Consider the following 15,415-nt stretch of genomic DNA (forward strand, 5'->3'; position numbering starts at 1 on the left):
AGCCGCAACGGTTACGCCCGAATCCGGGCCTCGATCGGCGTTGTGAGCGCTTTGCCAAGATAACAAGCCATTGAATTTACAATTATCTGACCCTTAAAAGAAAGCTAATATGGACTTTTGTTTCATTACCGGGCAGTTAACCATCTTGACCCCATAACCATCGATAAGTACCTCTGATCGGAAGTGAGCCATCTCGTCGTACCTTGCCATTGTCGGCCGCCCTGGATGAGCGGAAATGCTTGTACTTCCGGTCTTCAGGTATATTTCGGCGAGGATCGGTGGAATAGCGGCGGCTGCGATCTCTCCCCTTTAGCAGCGCGTCTTACCCCTCCCCTCCCCCGAACTCTTTATTTCCAGCCATTTCCGCCGCAGATGGCACCAGAGTGCATTTCACGCAGGATATATCCTGACGCCCATTCGCAGTCGCACTTCGAGTCTGACGAGGCCGTATTTGAGCCATAAAACACGCTTGCAACTGGTCGTTTATCGCTGCATTGCTTATATATCTGAACCGCACCGGGTTTGCCGGAGGCCATATCGTTAAGTTGTGCTGTCAAGGCCGTTGCGTCCAGAATGGCGTAGTAGCGTTCTTCAGCCTCCGCTGGCGGTGTGCTGCCGATGGGCTCCATAAGGCGGGTTGTTGAACCAGTCAACCCATTCGAATATGGCGAACTCTACGGCTTCGAAGTTTCGCCACGGTCCTCGCCGATGGATGACCTCGGCCTTGTAGAGATTGTTGACCGTTTCGGCGAGAGCGTTGTCGTAGGGATCGCCGACGCTTCCAACAGACGGCTCGATGCCCGCCTCCGCAAGCCGTTCGGAATAGCGAATGGACACATATTGCGAGCCACTGTCGGAATGATAAACCAACCCGCCACGGTGAACGGGCCCTCGATCAGGGAGTGCATGATTGAGGGCATCGAGCACAAGGCCCGCAGGAGCAGTCCGGCTTGCCCGATAGCCGGCGATACGGTAAGCAAACGCATCAATGACGAAGCACGAAACCCTGCCACGTCGCCACTGAAGTGAAATCTGAAAGCCACAACATGTTCGGTGCTGGGGCAAAGAACCTCCGGTTCACGCGGTCGAGATCCGCCCGGGCGAAATAGGCCGACGCCTTGCGCAATATCTCGTTGGCTTGACGAAGCTCGTGGTTCTCACGCTCCAAAGCCCTCATCTTCTCGGCCACATCACTCGGCAAGCTCGCTCGTTTGCCGCTGTCGATCTAGGTCTTCTTCACCCATTCATGCAGCATGGCTGGCGAGCAACCGCATCCTTGACCGCCGCCAGTTTCGCTTTGCTGAACCTGATTTTGACTGTCTTTCCGAGAACTGAACTACCCTTAGGATGGCCGCTTTACCTTTAGCACCTCTGACCAACGAAGTCCCGACAATCAATCCAATGTCAATTCCCCTCGACCGAGTCGAGACCGCAATTTCCGTACCACGAAATTGCGTATCCTGCCAAACTTGATCCTAAGAATCGATCAAGTATTCTCGACCTCCGGCCGATTTTGGAAGGAGGTACGTTTCAACAGCTTTCACATACAATATTGATGTATGGTTTTTATGCGCTGTGTTGTGAAGCGTTTACGCCGTGTAAGAGAATAGCTTGCCACTACAGTAGCCTACCAATGTGTGCGAATATCGCATGATCATCCGTTGGCTTGATATTTAATTAATATGCTTGAGTGTGCAGCGACGATGGGCCCTAGATCTAGTGCTAGGATAGGTGGCAAAGTTTGTCTGAACAGCTCTGGCGTTTTGTTAAGTGGTTTCCGCCTGATTATGCTGACACTATCATCCGCGCCAGTGCGTTAATATAGGCCCTATACGTCGTGTGCCGGCCAAGCAATGAATGTGGCGTCGCCGGAGGGACGGAACACCCACGGAACCGAGGTTCAGGGACTCCAATATTCCATGGCAACCTCGGTCTGGTGGAGAAGAGGTCTGCCGCTCCGCCGTCTCTTCATAGCCAAAAACGCCAGTCGCCCCCCTCAAGGAGCTTGTCATTCCACTGTTTGATCTCGTTGGCATACACGTTGTACTGCTCGGATAATTCCACTTATTCGGGCTGTGTAGATTTCCATACCGAGCTCTGTAGAGTGGCATCTGGATATCCCTTAGTGAATATGGGAATATCTCAGAAGGAGTATCCCATATGGCAAAGGGATGTTTCTGCAGCAGGATGGTTTGCCAAGCATAGGCGTAGCGTTTTTCCTCGCAACAGTCCCGCCGCCACTCGGAGACGCCAATGAGTAGGCAGAACTAGAATCTGCGTCGAAGGTTCCTTCCTTCTGTGAGTCGACATCGACCTTGGCTCGACGTCAGTGTTTGTGAAGCCAATTCGTTCAGTTGCGCGATTTGCAGCTGCGGGATCTGTGATATGCCTCAGACGCTGAATCAATTACTGATGTGGCGCCCTTCGTGCGGGGCGCCAGCATTGAATAGACCTCGCTTGCGAACTCCTCGGCATTTGCGATGATTTTCTCGACACCGGGTACCTTTGTCGAATCCAGTTGATGAACCGCTACCCGTTCCAGAAAATGGTGCCACAGGCCTCGGGGCACGGAATTGGGTTTGTAACATTTGCACGCCTTCGTCCTTAGCGAACTGTCCGAGCTCGAAGCTCTGCTTGTCGCTACATCGCTATTGACCTGCGCATTTTCGGTAGACCAATTGAAAGGTTCCCCGCGGGGAATCGATGTTGATCGGTTTGGAAAATTCGTGCGCAAGCCCGCTCACTATGGCAACCGCAAACGCAACGGCGGCAGCAATTGAGAGGTCAGCCTCTGCACACAGACGTACGCGTTTCTCTGCCCCACCGGCAGGTTCCATCCAGGTGAGTTGAACCTTTCATGCGGGTTAGCGGCAAAAGTTCCCCGCGGGGAACCGCCCTAGCAAACTTGACGATCAGATATAACACCCCGATCAACAATGCGATCACGTTCGTTTCTGGAGTTTGTCGAGCGTGTGGCGAACTACCCTCCCCTCGCCCAAGGAACCGACCTTTCCCTCGTGATGGAAATCCTCACCTGGGCGAGCCATCTTCTTTTGGTAGTGAGAACCATTTGCCCTCAACAAAGCCATCAGCATTGGGCCAAGCGAAAATTTGCCGCGTTTAGCCTTGGTCGTGAGATCTCTAAGATATCCGCCGGGGCAATTTATGGTTTCGACTTTTTGCAGAATACAGGCCACCACAGCCCCTACGTTTTCTATACCCATCACCGCACATGCTGTCTGATAGGCCGATGGTGTTATCCCAAGTATTGCTACTACGGTCGAAGCGGCAATGGTTAGATCCCGCCAGCTTGTGATTGATCCCTGTGGCCCATAATCCACTATGTTCGGGCATGCCTTCAGCACCATTTCTAAGGGATATGCTTTTATGGGCCTGACATCGTTCGGGGTTAAATAATCCTCTGATTTTTCTAGCGGCACTTCAAATTCAATATAAGATTCAGTTTTTGTATTCTGTATGTGGTGACGGATTTCGCTAGCATTGGTGACGGTTTTTTCGGGAATAACCTGAACTTTCAGCTCGTTAAGCACATTCGTGCGAAGCTGTTCAAGGTTGTTCAGGACGATTGTGATGAGTGCGGGGTTTTTCGCGCGACTTATAGTGCTCACTATTTCATTGTATCGGCTCTGAACTGCAACCCAATCGCCGGCTACGCCTTCGTCGATAGCTGTAGAAATGAGCAAGCGTATATCGCGCCTGCAAAGGGTAATCTCCTCTTTAAGGGCTTTGGTCCTCTGGGCAGTTGCTGCAACCTCCGCAGCGGTCAGCGCAAATTCTTCCGCACGGACGAGTAGGGGAGAGAGGTCAAAACCGTAGGCAGTCTCGATATTTCCGGAATGGTTCCTCCGCGCGTAACGTTTGCCGTTGGGGCTATCCTTACGGTGTATCAGGCCCTTGGTGACGAGGATTGCAAGATTTTCTCGCAAAGTCGTTCCGGCAATTCCGTTTGCGCGTGTGGCTAGCTGTTCATTCGAAGGGAAGACGATCAAGTTCGAGCCACCGGCCAACTCCGACGAGGGATGGAAAGACAGGAGAGCCCTGAGGACGGCAAGCGCTCGATCGCGCAGGCCTAAAGTGGAGCGGGCAGCACACACATCCCGATAGATTTTCCATTTGTCTATAGTATGCCCAGCTCGGGCCTTGGAAAGTACCAGCTGGCTTTTTATCATGGCAAGCGGCACCACCCGTCGCCCGAAAGGCGTCGTCACTTCAATATGCATCTTTTCACCTATCAATAGGCAAAAGAAATTCGATCACCAAAACGATGCCAAAGACTCTTGACTGAAATACGTGAAAATGCGATTCTCTGTCTTGCTTAAGGATGTGAGAAGGGCTTCCACGACGGAAACGTTTGGGGGCCTTTTTCTTTTGCGGGTTATCCCTCTTTGTTGGTTCTCTTTCGCATCAGGAATTCTTGATGCAATGAAGTTAGTCTTTCTCCGACAAAATCAACAAATTCGGACGGAACGACTTTCGAAAATGCCAATTTCGCGCCGGATTTTGCATAAGTTATAGTTGCCAATGCCGGACCATCCAAAATGATCTCGTTCCTGATAGTTGGCTCCGCAGCGTGGGCAGATTTGCCTTTAAGCGCGGCCAGCGCGAGAGCAAAACGCTCCCCACCGGCGGCATCGCTTGTCTCAAGGGCTGATTTGATAATGTTGGCACCGTCCTTCCGCGCGATCCAGCACTTGTGAAATTCAATCCACCTGCGTCGCCCGATATCGGGGGAGCGTCCTACAAGCATCAGCGTTTCGCGAGGGATCGAGTCGGCGATTTGAAGCATTTCCGAGACATGTGACTTGCCCGTGGAGAGGGAGGCAGCAATTGTATCCCGCTTGTATCCTGCTCGTTCCTGAAGCAAGGCAAAGGCACATTTTTCAATGAAGGAAAGATCGTTGCGATTGGTATTTTCTTCGCCTTGGAAGATAATCGCCTGTTCGTCGGTTAGATCGCGTAATATTGCCCGAAACTTGATGCCAAGCTTCAGTGCAGCAGCCAATCGTCGACGGCCAAATACGATCTGATAGGGTTTTCCTCCAGTTTTTGAAGGACGGACAAGACCAGGCACGATCTGGCCGCTTTCCTTCATCGAACGGATGATTTCTTCAATTGCCGTATCATCGTAGGATCCCTCGAAGCGATCCTGCAAGGAGGAGGGGGCAACCTCATTGGGCTCAACTTCGATAATGCGGTCGCCTTCAGCCAGTAGCTTTTCGAGCGCTTCACCCTTCTCGTGGATCTGGCGAACGCCAGCGGCAACCTTGAGAAGGTGAGGTGAGGTGGTCTTTTGTGCCGCATTGGGACTTTGGCGATCTTGCTGTGCGAGGAGGTTGGTGAACAGCTCGCGGGAATTTTTTCTGCTCATTCGCGTCCCCATGCCATCCAAAGTAGCTTCTCAATTTCATTATTCGCGGCGTTCAAAGATTCCATCGCACGGTCATAAGTTTTCGGAGACGAAAATCGCGAGCGCTGAACTTCATAGAGGCTTTGTTTCCAAGTCAAGGCATCTGCCACAGCTGTGGACTTCATCACCATGTTCAACAATAGGTCCTCGCCAAAAACCTGGCGCATCAGCGCTGTCATATTCGCTTGCGGGTGGTCATTGGGTTCAAACTTGGTGACAAGGAATTTTGCAAAGTCCCAATGGGCCGCCGCTCCCATGTCGCTCAGTATCTTCATGTAGGAACCGGCGAGTTCCAGAAACTTGCCCGTCGAATCGACATCCAGCATATGCGCCGGCACCGGGATCAAGACGCCGGTGGCTGCAGTCAGCGATGACAGGGTGAGGAAGTTTAATGATGGGGCGGAATCGATCAGGATGACATCATAGTCCTCCGCCACCTGTTCCAAAGCCTGGGAAACCCTGAGCAGAAAACTGGTTCCGCCGTTCTTGCGCATTTCCAATGCGACAGCGGTTTCAAATTCCGTCAGTTCAAGGCCGGCACAGATGACGTCAAAGCCGGGAATATGAGTTTTATTAATCAGCTCAGCCGTGGGCCTTTGTTCCTCGAAGCGGATTGCTGCGTGCAAGGTGCCGTCCTGACGGGAATCAAAATTTGGCAGATTGCCATGCAAGCTGGTCAGCGATGCCTGTGGATCGAGGTCTACGGCGAGCACACGATAACCCTTTAGGGCAAGATAGTGTCCCAGATGGATGGTTGTGGAGGTTTTGCTCGAACCTCCTTTGAAGTTTGTCACTGCAATTATCTGACATTCTTCCCCGGAGACGCGCCGGGGGTTCATCCACTTCTTGCGCCCCTTTTCAGCCAGCATCAGTCTCAGTTCAAGAATCTGCTCCAGTGAATACATACGACGACCATTAACAGTGACCTCCGGTGCTGGGCCTTTCTCTTTAAGAACGATCTGGCGAATATAAGCTTCTGAGACATCCAGCAGCGCAGCGACTTCGGCCGACGAGAATTTTCGCATTTCCCGCCTTGCGTCTGGCGGATATTGGGCAAAAGTCAGATTTTGCAGCGCAAGATCAAGCTTGCTCGCGAAATTTTGCATAAAATCAAGGCTGCTTAGATGTCGATTCACGATTCTATCCTCATCCGTTTGGAGGAACTAAGCGCCAACAGTGTTAACGAATCCTTAATTCTCGCATTGTTTCGCAAAAAAACGATACTTCCTCTTTTTTGCGTAGTTACAGAGATACATTGATTCGCATTTCGTGACAAACAGCATCGCGTTTCATCTGTCATAATCGGGAATATCTCGGGTAGATGTGCAAGGACGACAGAGGTCTGTCCAAAACCTCGGACGGCTCGGTTATTATGCCGAAAAAGGGGTGTCGAATGCCGATGACGACGAGTAAACGACAAGAATGTTGAAAGCTGGTAACTCCTCAATGAGAGTTATCGGCTGACCAAAAAAATCAGTTTGATTGCCTCCGCCGCGTGTACGGTCTCAGAGAGCTACCCTATATCTCGACATACTGGACAAGCTACGCGGTCGGAGTTCAAGGACACGGCCTCCTTGGAAAAGAAGGTCAACCCGACGCGGTACCCACCGAGTACGGGGAGAACGTCCGCTGGCTGGAAATATAGGCAATCTGTTATTTTGCTCGGAGAGCTGGCCAATGCGTGCATATTTGCGATTGTGATAGCGATATCTACAAGTTAGGCAACCATTCATCACCGATAAACTCAAGCACTCTGATGCACCCAAGAGCTTGCCGTGGTATCTGACCAAGATCGCCAGATTTTGGCGGTTATCTTGCGCGGGGCAAGAGACTTGCCGCTAGGCAACATCCATATGTGGAAGGTCGATCCCACCTTGCGGACATGTAGCCCCAGTGCAGCCATTGGACTGAACTTGTAGCTAATTGAAGGCGTGCGGCGTCCAGTTCCAGTGAAGCAGTTGCTCCAGCTCGTAGTCGGCGTGCCGGCGAGAATGTCAGCAAGCCATGCCTAGGGGACGATGTCGTTAGGCTTGGCGTTCATTATCAGCGTGGCGATGAAGATAGGCCGTACAAAAATCACAGGCCGCGTCCGCTTGAACGGTCACCACGGGTGAAGTCCCGTTCCGAACCGCCAACCATTGCTCTGAGCATCATTTCGCGACGAATTGAATCTTTTTCCCGGTTTACCCGCGCGTCATCGGCTACCTCGGCAAATCCCTCTATTTTATCGAAAAGTTTTTCCCCGACTATTCCCTTGATTTTTTCTCCTAGCCTTTCTGCTTTGTCTGGATCGGCAGAGGCAACCCTTTCAATAACAGATCCGGCCTTCGCCAGTGCACGTTCGGCGAGCGTCATTATTTTACCCACTCGATTACTCCCTTATTCCTTGACCATTTCCGTAGGACGTTCTCGTGAACATCCAGATCGCGGGCGCCTGCGCAACACTCACGCCGCGCTCACACACCAATTTCATCGCCTCAAGATTGTATTCGCGGCTGAGCTTTCTTCGTTGCGTTCCGTCACTCCAGTTTCATTGGGAACACTTTAACTCGGTGCCCATGAAACCGGCAGCAGCCCGCCTCTTATGCCTCTGGAGGAATCAATTGCTTGTCTGCGCCTGGTCAGCCCCGCTTTGCAGAACTTATCTAACCGCCATCTTGCTGCCCACAAAGCCTTAAAAGGTTGCATTTGTAGGCAAAGGAGTAAGACAAAATTAGAGGTGGCTCGGGAAATCTGGACAGTGGTATAAGCGGAATTTCTGCCTGACTTCGGCTTAGATGGCGGGAACAGAAGATACCCGGATTGACGAACTGCATCTGGAATACCCCTTTGATCGAACAGTTCGTCGCCGAGGTGGATGCATATATTCGATGGTACAATGAGAAGCGTATCAACATATCGCTGGGATCGCTCAGCCCGGTTGAGTATCGTCAGAGCCTCGGCCTGAACTTATGAAGCAGTCCAACTTTTTATCCGCACCCCCGAAACGCAAACAGGTCAGAAACGGAATGCTCTCTCCGGTCGTGACGGGTCAGGTCCATCGCGACGCCCAGGAAATTTGGAAGCTTGGCGCACTTTCAAGGGTGACCGCAATCAAACACTGCTGTCGTCTTCAGCTCCTGCTATCTGCTCAATCCAGGCCCCCGAGACCGGGCAAGCTGCTGTGTCAGCGCGTGGTCGTGGCTAAGCTCGGCGGAGCGTGTACGCTCTACCATACGGGCGATTGTCCTGATCTGCGCGGCCTGTTTTGCGAGCTCCGGGCGTGTCTCAAGCTCCCTGGCGAAACTGCGAGGATCGGAACTACCGAACCGCCGCGTGAGTGCTTCGGCCACCACCTTTGCCTCATCAAGCGCGGCTCGGCCCTCAGGTGAAAATCGTAGCTCCGCGATAAACTGGCCCCGCTTTTCGACCGGCATCTTCTCCACCTTTGCAAGGATATCGGCGCTGCGCGGCGTGAGGCCGGGAACCTCGATCACATCACGCTGTTCGCGCTGCCATTGTTCGCTCCGACGCTCTTCTCCAAGCCGGCGCTCCCATGCCTCGGAGACATAGCCGATATGGGCAGAGAGAGACCTGGCATATTGTTGCGCTTCTGTCCGCTCCTTGTTGTTCCCGAACAGACCCGATTTGCCGCGTAGCTCCCCGAACCGCTCGGGTTGCCCGGCCATGGCCTTCGCCATGATTTTTCCATTGCCTTCCTTCTCGGTCATCGCGGTGCGCAGTCTCGCAGCGACTTCCACCGGATCACGGAACACGTGCTGTGCCAGAGATTCCACCGTGTCGAATCTTTGCTCGATGACGGACATCGCCCTTTTCTGCGCCACCTCTTCGATGCTGCTTTCGTATCGGGTGATCGCCGGCACAAGCGGAGCTGGCTCTCCAGTCTCCAGCGGCGATTGGTGGCCGGCAGCTTCTGTGGGGGCAGGGACGGCGCCGGCTTGCGACATGAGGTCGGACCACCGGATGCGGCGATTACCTTTGTTTTCCTCCTTCCGGTCGTCCGGCCGACCGTCATCAATCTTTGGAGCGAGATGATGGAGCGGATCGTGCTGGCGAGCAGGACCGGACAGATTGCCGGCATGTTCCTCGTAAACCTGCTGACGCTGTGATGGCCGGTCCTGCTGCTCCCGTTGCAGATGGGCTGCACGGGACAAGACCTCTTCTTGGCGCTCATCTCGGGCGGAAGCAAGTCCAATCTCGCTTTTGACCCCGAGCTGCTCCGCGATCCATGGGTCACTGGCGATCCCGCGCCGCTCGGCAAAGTCCCTGATGTAATCCAGCGTGGTTTCCTTCGCGCCGGAACGCGACAGGCGGTTTGACAGCTTCTGGTAGGCCAGTTCGTCACCCTTGACCACACGCCATGCATTGCGCTCGGCCTTTGTGCCGTCCGGAAGCGTGACAGGCGTGGCGCCTTCATGCTGTAGTCCGATCCTGTCCCCGATCTGTGGTGACGCCTCCTGTATGGCCCGCTTGAGATCGACGCCCCACACCGTGCGCTGTTCGCCCTTGTCATTCTCCAGCGTCACAAAATAGTTTTCTCGCGCCTGGCGATTATGCTCATAGGGAGCCGCGCCGTGATCGACCAGCCGGCCGGCCTTCGTGAACTCCTGGCTGTCGGCATAGAGCTGCACGCTGTCGCGATGCCTGGTCATGGCAACATAGGTCAGATGTCGATCCATGGTGCGGGACGCCAACACAAAAGAGCGATCGACCGTCGCGCCCTGGTTTTTATGGATCGTCGTCGCATAACCGTGGTCGATCGCCTGGTAGCTATCCGTGGCAATGCTGACACTGTCGCCGCCTCGGCCATCGAGCCGGGCAACGATCTTATTCGGCTCGACATGCTCGACCGTGCCAAGCATGCCGTTTTTCACGCCGAGGTCGCGGTTGTTTTCGAGGAAGATGATCCGGTCACCGGCGGCGAAGGCGCGTTTGCCGTTACTGGTCTGGAACACGCGTTCTCCAACATCCTCACCATCTCCACGGTCTCCACCGTCGCTCAGCCCGGGGCTGCGCTCCAGCCTTTGTCTGCTTTGAAGTTCGGAACGGATGGCGGCATTGAGGGCGCGCACATCGGCACGGCGATGCGCCATGGCAACCCGGGTGCCATCGGCACGCTTCTCACTGTCGGCAACATAATCACGCACGATTTCTGCCAACGCCGCGTCGCGGCTTTCCGCAAAGTGGATGTCGCCGTGATCCCGGTAGGCGGAAAGGCCCTCGGCCGTCTTGTGGGTCGCAAAGGCAACCGATGCTTGCCTCTGCCAATCCTGGTGCTGGCGGCGAATGTCCGAAAGTTCGACATGGCCAATCTGCTCGGCAATCGCCCTGAAGGGGGCGCCAGCGCCGATTGCCTGCAGCTGCTCATGGTCGCCGACGAGAACGATCTTTGCGCCGCGCGCTTCAGCTTCACCGATGAAGCGGGCAAGCTGACGGCTGCCGACCATGCCGGCTTCGTCGATGACGAACACGTCACTGCTGCCGATCATGCCCCGGCCGTGGTTCCAACTATAAGACCATGACGCAAGGGTGCGGCTTTGAATGCCGGAACTTTCTTCAAGACCCTCGGCAGCCTTTCCGGCCAGCGCCGCACCATGGACCTGATAGCCTTGAGCCTCCCACGCCTTGCGAGCGGCTGCCAGCATGGTGGACTTTCCTGCACCAGCGAACCCGACCACAGCGGCGATGCCTTCGGGGCCCGTAACATGTTTGATCGCATGACGCTGTTCGTGGGATAATCCTGCTGATGGATCGCTCGCAGCCAACATTCCGCCGGAGCTTTTCCGAAGAGAGCGATCCTGCCTTTCCATTGCACGCTCGACATGGCGAGGATCGACCCGATGGCAATGCGCCTGATGCAATCGCTTCGCCGATCGCGCCATTGCGAGTTCCAGGTCAATCATCTCTCGCGTCGAATAGCGCGCATTGCACACGTTGCCTGTCTCGGGATCGATGTGCTCAGCCTGGAGTTCCACAAGCGCTGGCGATGCCAAAACAGCCGCAAAGGCGTTCCGGAACGTTTGGGCGTCATCGTTGATATAGCGATGCAAGGTTTTGGCAATATCGTGCCGATCGAACACGCTCTTCTCATTGCTGATCAGCGACAAAACCTGTTCCGGTTTTTGGCGGATCAGCGCGGCATTTTGCCGTGCTGCCTTGTCATCCAGTCGCCCGCGCTCGACGGCCATTCCTTGCCGTTCCATCTGCGAGGCATGCACGCCCATATGCCCGGTCGGCGACAACTCGAGGCCGCGCTGCGCATGTGAGCGATGATCGATGCGAACGTCCAGGCCTTCGCGTTGAAGCTGACGGATGGCGATACCTTCCCAAGCCTGCCGGATATCGCGAAGCTGCATATCGGTCGTCGCCATACCATTTGCCAACAGCCGTGCGTTCTTGTGCTCAAGACGGATCTTCTCGCCAAGGTCGACCCGGCGAACCTCTCGCGTCGTCATCAGCACATGCGCATGGTAGTTCCTGATATCACCTTGCTCACCTGGCGAATGGATTGCAAAATCTACGGCCGCGCCATAGCGGTTTGCCAGATCATGAGCAAAGGCGCGTGCAGCCTTTAGTCGCCCTTCTGGCGACAGCTCATGCGGGAGCGCGATTTCGAATTCGCGGGCGACGCGGGCATCCTTACGCTTTTCTGCAAACTCGGCAGCGTTCCACAGAGCCGAACGATCCAAAGCCCAGTTGGCAGAAAGACCCTCCGGCAGCACGATCTCGATGTGCTCCACTCCTTCTTTCCGGGTAAAATCATGCACGAGACCATCGCGGTGATTGGTGAGAAGAACCGCGCAACGATAGGCGGCAGATGCCACAGCGCTTCGGCCGGATGAGCGCGAGACAGGCTTGGTGCTGAGATGATAAATCGCCAACCGAAATCTCCGATCCGCAAACGGGGAAATTCAGGGCTCAACTGCGGTGCAAGTCGTAAGTGCGCCCTTGTCTGTTTGCCGACAGCAGGGTTAGCAGCAGCGAACAGCCATTTCGACTACTACAAGTAGTAGTACCACGTCGGAGATAGCTCGTGCTTGAATAGGCTCTGAAAGGCATCAACGAGGCGTCAATCAGGGGATGACGATATGCGCAAGCCGATCGCAGAACGTATCAGGCAGCTGGAAGAACGCCGGAAAGCATTGCAGGCGCGGCTGGACAGGCAGGAGCGGGCGCAGGCAACGCGTCGAAAGATTTTGCTTGGATCGTTTCTGCTGGAGCAGTTGCAGCGGAATGATCAAACCCGTCATCATGACGAACTGCGGCAGTGGCTGGCAAAGGAACTTCCGGCCTTTTTTACGCGTGATGCAGACCTTGCCTTGTTCGCAGATATTCTGGAGCCGGCATCATTGCCGGATGTGCAGGATAACAGCGACGACAATGATCAGCGATGATGTTCCGAGTTCTGAAGGAACTCGTCACGGTACTACTCACTGTCATGGCCTGAAACGGTGCAGGCGAAATGTCCGGCAACTGTTCAGGTCATCGGTCACCTGACGCCTTCTTGTGATGTCAGCCTAACAAGGTCTCAGCCGGTCGGCTTGGCAATGCGTATTCCGGTTTTGCTGTCGAGTACGATATGAAGATCACGGATCATGCCGGCTGCTTGCAGAAGAGCACTGCGCACGTCGTCATCCGAGCGCCAGCCCCGCTCAATCGACAAGGCCACGGTGTGAATGTCCACGACACAGTCACGGCCGGGGCCGGAGGGAATTCCTATTGTTTGGCGCATGTCGCGGATGATCGTAACGGCCCGCTCAAGCAGGCGTCGTTTTTGATAGGCATCCAGACGATCCAACCGGTTGGCGTCACGGACAAGCTCGGAAATGAAACTGGTCGTCGGTGTCATGTTGCGAGGCTGACGGGTTGGCAGAATAGTGTCAACGCCTGTCGTGCGCAGGTTCGACATCGGCCTGATTTTTATACAGTAGTTGTGATGTCAACGCATCAAGGTCGAGGAGTGCTGTTCGATGTAAGGTTGCCGGAGAACTATGACGATCATCTGTCAGGTGTCGATGTCGTTGTTCGCTGAAAGCTTTGGCTAATATTGGCCCACGGCGGCGCATGGGTCCGCTGCTCAATCTCATCGTCAGGGTTTTGTTGCCTGTTGCAGCGTCTCAATATGCTCCCGGCAGAGTGCGTCGATCAGGACGTGAAGTTCTGCCGTGCGCTCCTGAAGCCACGCAAGCGCTTCTTCGGAAACCTCGAAACGCTTCGAATAGCGCGCCTTGACGTAGGCCTCGTTGAGAATGTTGTACCATGCGGTAAAGCGATGATGATCGCGCGGCCAGATGTCGACCAGCCGGCGATCCCGATCCTCCGAAAGTCCGCGCAGGAATTTGAGGTTATGCGAAGCCGGAGTGTAGTTGGTCAGCGTCAGGAGATAGCAGTTGTAGGCTGTCTCGACTGCCTGATGAAGCTGGAAAGCGGCGATGTTGGTATTGTTATCCTTCAGGGCATAACCAGCCAACTTGATGAAGGTTTGCGCATCAGGAAAATGCCTACGGAAATGCTCCTCGGCTAGCCGGAGTGCATCGGCAGGGCTGAGAGGTTTCGCCTCAGCCAGTGGTCTGTCATCGAATTCGTAGAGGACGACACCTTCACGAGCGAGATCGACGAAGAAGTATTGCCCGTCATGCAAAAAGTTGCTGATCTCGCGAGCGCCATGCACGATCAGACCGACCGGTGTTTCGATCTCCTTGTTCCACATCAGCCGGTCGGTGGCCTTGTCCCAATATTTCGGGTCGGCAAGTTCCTTGTTGCTGACGATGACGAGAATATCGAAATCTGATCGATAACCTTTCGACGTATGCGGCTCGTCCACCCATGTGCCGCGGGCGTAAGAACCGAACAGGATGATTTTATAAATCCGTCCGTCCTTCTTGGCATCAGACTTCGAACGCTCGACAATGCCGGCGAACTCTTCATGGATAATCCGGACGATCCTTTCCAGTTCGCTCTGTTTTGTCTGCGGAAGATGTCCGATATCCGTTTTCATGGCCTCACCATCGATTCTTTTGAACAGTTACCCTAGCCGCGATCGGCAGGCTATTGCTACTCCACATTCTTGCAGGGGTTGTGAGGCCGTGCCTCACGCATGCCGGGTTCCTCTATCAACGGTCTCTCTTTAGCATGTGATTGATCAGGCCCCGTGTCTTAGGCTGGAATGATGATTTCTCGCCGCATGGCTCGGTGAATAATTTGCGCGGTCTTTTCGGTTACACCGGCCTGTTCCGCGAAGGCTGGCCAGTTTTCGACCTCCGTATGCATTTCGCGGATAATTTCTTCGGCCTTTTTGGGCTTGAGGTCGCAGAAAACGCCGAACTGGATAAGATCGGGCAGCTCGAAATGATCGCGTTTACCGTTCAGGCTCATCTGGTGCTGATGGGTCCAGCTTCCATCCGGATTGTAGGCGTAGCTGACGTCGAACGCTGGTGACAGCCGCCATTCGCCCTTTCGATTCATGAGGAAGGCGATGTTCTTGACGTGGTCGTCCTGATTTCGGACAAGAATGTTGAAAACCGCTCGGCGAAACTGTTGCTCGATGTCGTAAGCGGGAAGGCCGAGGAGCCGTATCGTCTCGACGGCCTGTTCGTAGGAATAAGCTCCCGCCGCGTTGAAATCATAGTGGCGCAAGGCTGCGAGCGACTGCATATGGAGCTTCTGGCCATTGGCGGTGCGATCGAAGCGTTGTGTCATGAAATGGGATCGGCCGCCTTCGTGGTGGACGCGGCATTCGGTCATGTCGATGCCGGCGGCGCGAGCCAGGAGAAAGAAGCCGTACTCGATAAGGCCAAAGCCCTGCGGATCGGCCAACTCCTTGTCACGATTGTTGGAGATGCCGTCGAACTTCATGAGCCAATAGGTGAAACCTTCACCGGCTTTGACCTGACCGGATCGGAATTCCCCGGTTTGTTCATTCCATGCAAGGATAGCCTTGGCGCGCGCGCCGCCTGCGGACGTCCCGACGCGCAGGATATCCTGCAG

At 54.6% G+C, this 15,415-nt stretch carries 9 protein-coding genes and 3 pseudogenes; 2 read left to right on the plus strand and 10 right to left on the minus strand.

The genetic code is table 11. The features are described from left to right. Positions 1 to 548: 548 nt before the first annotated feature. The 6 genes and pseudogenes from QRN60_RS23760 to QRN60_RS23785 form a co-directional block, all read right to left on the minus strand. Positions 549 to 1,270: pseudogene (locus QRN60_RS23760) on the minus strand (IS3 family transposase); the annotation flags it as partial. Positions 1,271 to 2,942: 1,672 nt separating this feature from the next. Beyond that, positions 2,943 to 4,241 (minus strand): plasmid replication protein RepC, encoded by a 1,299-nt coding sequence (gene repC / locus QRN60_RS23765; RefSeq protein WP_129565563.1) that lies wholly within the window; start codon positions 4,239 to 4,241, stop codon positions 2,943 to 2,945. Between the two features lie 155 nt (positions 4,242 to 4,396). After that, positions 4,397 to 5,389, minus strand: a complete 993-nt coding sequence (repB, locus tag QRN60_RS23770; RefSeq protein WP_111794404.1) for a plasmid partitioning protein RepB — start codon at positions 5,387 to 5,389, stop codon at positions 4,397 to 4,399. Next, positions 5,386 to 6,564: a plasmid partitioning protein RepA gene (gene repA / locus QRN60_RS23775; protein WP_111794403.1), complete on the minus strand. Its 1,179-nt coding sequence runs from the start codon at positions 6,562 to 6,564 to the stop codon at positions 5,386 to 5,388. Before repA ends, repB begins: the two co-directional genes overlap by 4 nt. A gap of 940 nt (positions 6,565 to 7,504) precedes the next feature. After that, on the minus strand, positions 7,505 to 7,783 hold the full coding sequence (locus QRN60_RS23780; protein ID WP_111794402.1) for a hypothetical protein: 279 nt from the start codon (positions 7,781 to 7,783) through the stop codon (positions 7,505 to 7,507). Positions 7,784 to 7,812: 29 nt separating this feature from the next. Then, positions 7,813 to 7,901: pseudogene (locus tag QRN60_RS23785) on the minus strand (transposase); the annotation flags it as partial. Between the two features lie 344 nt (positions 7,902 to 8,245). Here QRN60_RS23785 and QRN60_RS23790 point away from each other — a divergent pair. Next, positions 8,246 to 8,383: pseudogene (locus QRN60_RS23790) on the plus strand (IS3 family transposase); the annotation flags it as partial. A 167-nt stretch (positions 8,384 to 8,550) separates the two neighbouring features. On the opposite strand, the gene traA reads toward QRN60_RS23790, so the two are convergent. Continuing rightward, positions 8,551 to 12,309 (minus strand): Ti-type conjugative transfer relaxase TraA, encoded by a 3,759-nt coding sequence (gene traA / locus QRN60_RS23795; protein ID WP_129565562.1) that lies wholly within the window; start codon positions 12,307 to 12,309, stop codon positions 8,551 to 8,553. A gap of 207 nt (positions 12,310 to 12,516) precedes the next feature. Between traA and QRN60_RS23800 the strand changes: the two genes are divergently transcribed. Beyond that, positions 12,517 to 12,822, plus strand: a complete 306-nt coding sequence (locus tag QRN60_RS23800; protein ID WP_111794400.1) for a mobilization protein — start codon at positions 12,517 to 12,519, stop codon at positions 12,820 to 12,822. A 134-nt stretch (positions 12,823 to 12,956) separates the two neighbouring features. Here QRN60_RS23800 and QRN60_RS23805 read toward each other — a convergent pair whose 3' ends face one another. From QRN60_RS23805 to QRN60_RS23815, 3 genes are all read right to left on the minus strand, one after another. Next, complete coding sequence (locus QRN60_RS23805) at positions 12,957 to 13,277, minus strand: hypothetical protein (protein WP_111794457.1); 321 nt, start codon at positions 13,275 to 13,277, stop codon at positions 12,957 to 12,959. 240 nt (positions 13,278 to 13,517) lie between these two features. Continuing rightward, complete coding sequence (locus tag QRN60_RS23810) at positions 13,518 to 14,426, minus strand: nucleotidyltransferase and HEPN domain-containing protein (RefSeq protein WP_111794399.1); 909 nt, start codon at positions 14,424 to 14,426, stop codon at positions 13,518 to 13,520. Between the two features lie 158 nt (positions 14,427 to 14,584). Then, on the minus strand, positions 14,585 to 15,415 hold the full coding sequence (locus QRN60_RS23815; protein WP_350225285.1) for a type II toxin-antitoxin system HipA family toxin: 831 nt from the start codon (positions 15,413 to 15,415) through the stop codon (positions 14,585 to 14,587).

Origin of the sequence: Agrobacterium sp. CFBP2214 (assembly GCF_030209895.1) — a bacterium.
GTDB classification, from domain to species: domain Bacteria; phylum Pseudomonadota; class Alphaproteobacteria; order Rhizobiales; family Rhizobiaceae; genus Agrobacterium; species Agrobacterium radiobacter.

Coding starts and splice junctions, on each gene's coding strand:
- QRN60_RS23800 (WP_111794400.1), top strand. CDS start 12,517: ATGCGCAAGCCGATCGCAGAACGTATCAGGCAGCTGGAAGAACGCCGG.
- QRN60_RS23805 (WP_111794457.1), bottom strand. CDS start 13,277: ATGACACCGACGACCAGTTTCATTTCCGAGCTTGTCCGTGACGCCAAC.
- QRN60_RS23810 (WP_111794399.1), bottom strand. CDS start 14,426: ATGAAAACGGATATCGGACATCTTCCGCAGACAAAACAGAGCGAACTG.
- repC (WP_129565563.1), bottom strand. CDS start 4,241: ATGCATATTGAAGTGACGACGCCTTTCGGGCGACGGGTGGTGCCGCTT.
- repB (WP_111794404.1), bottom strand. CDS start 5,389: ATGAGCAGAAAAAATTCCCGCGAGCTGTTCACCAACCTCCTCGCACAG.
- QRN60_RS23780 (WP_111794402.1), bottom strand. CDS start 7,783: ATGACGCTCGCCGAACGTGCACTGGCGAAGGCCGGATCTGTTATTGAA.